Raw genomic sequence first — 1,410 nt, forward strand, 5'->3', positions numbered from 1 at the left:
TATATGGACACCTCGAATAGATCAACCACTTTTTGAGTAACAGAAAGTAATACTGCGTACGTATATCCGACCTGTTTGTGAGAATCTTTGTTCTCTGGCCTTAATGAGAACCGCGCCTTTGCTGCTTATCGTCCTTTCGGAGTCATATGCTCCTTGTACTCTCTCAGCATCTGCAAAGGCCGGTATTACCTGTTACTTCATTATCTGTAGTCGTGTTTTTGGGGTGAGGTTAATACTCGATTTTTACATATTAACAAGGCCGATATTCGCTGCGATGAAACAGCATAGCCCAGATGATCCGCGCCAATTTGTTTGCAATTGCTACTGCCGCTTTCTGTTTACCTCGCCGCTCAATCACCTTTAAGGCCCATACGGAGATCCTGTCATTACTCTTACTTGCATAGCGAATAATCGACCAAGCTCCCTGGATCAGTTGCCGCCGCAGATAGCTGTTACCTCGTTTGGTTATGCCGCCCAATTTCTGTTTCCCCCCACTGGAAAACTCTTTAGGAACCAGTCCTAAATTTGCAGAAAAATGCCGAGCACCATGATAGCCAGAGCCATCACCGGCAAATGACACCGCAGCAGTGGCAATTATTTCTGCAACGCCTCTTATACCCATCAGTCGCTTGGCATCTGGGTGCGTTCTTGCCTGCAGTTTGATATCTTTTTCCAGCGAACCTATTGCAACGTTGATCGCACGCAACTCTTCCATCAGCTCACGCATGTATTGGCGTGCAATCGTAGTGAGTTGATTACTGGCATCCTCAAGTAATTCCGGCAGCAAAAGATTCAATGGATTACGTCCTTTAGGGAGGGCTATTCCATATTCACTTAGTAAGCCTCTGATTTGATTGGTTAGTGCAGTGCGTATTCTGATCCGGCGCTCGCGAATTCTGTGGGTAATGATGATATCAACCTGCGCTAAGGTTCTCGGCTGGACGAAAATCAGGTTCGGTCTCTGCGCCGCCTCACAGATAGCGAAGGCATCATTGCGATCGTTCTTATTGCCTTTGACAAATGGCTTAACATGCTGAGGCGGGATCAGTTTGACGTCATGCCCGAGAGAAAGTAACTCTCTGCCCCAATAGTTAGAGCCACTGCAGGCTTCCATCGCAATAGTGGCATCAGGGTAAGTACGCAGAAAAGTCAGGAGCTGAGCACGTTTAATCGAACGGTTAAAAACACTCTTGCCTGCTTGATTAACTCCACATACTTGGAAGATATTTTTTGCGAGATCAATTCCTATTAGTGTAACTTTCATTTTGGACACCTTTTGTTGTTATTGAACGTGCAAATTCAATATGGCGTAAATGACGCCTACTTCACAAGAGGTGTCCATCCCATCATCCTTGGATGCTCGACCGCCCCGTCCATGGGGCGGACGGTCGTCTCGCCAATCACCATGGC

1 protein-coding gene is annotated in these 1,410 nt (G+C 46.8%); it reads right to left on the reverse strand.

Going from position 1 to position 1,410, the window contains the following annotated elements; genetic code table 11:
- Positions 1–250: 250 nt before the first annotated feature.
- Positions 251–1,264: an IS110-like element ISShes7 family transposase gene (locus L5M38_RS24120; RefSeq protein WP_263166486.1), complete on the reverse strand. Its 1,014-nt coding sequence runs from the start codon at positions 1,262–1,264 to the stop codon at positions 251–253.
- Positions 1,265–1,410: the final 146 nt, after the last annotated feature.

Origin of the sequence: Shewanella sp. SM101 (assembly GCF_025654465.1) — a bacterium.
Lineage (GTDB): Bacteria > Pseudomonadota > Gammaproteobacteria > Enterobacterales > Shewanellaceae > Shewanella > Shewanella oncorhynchi.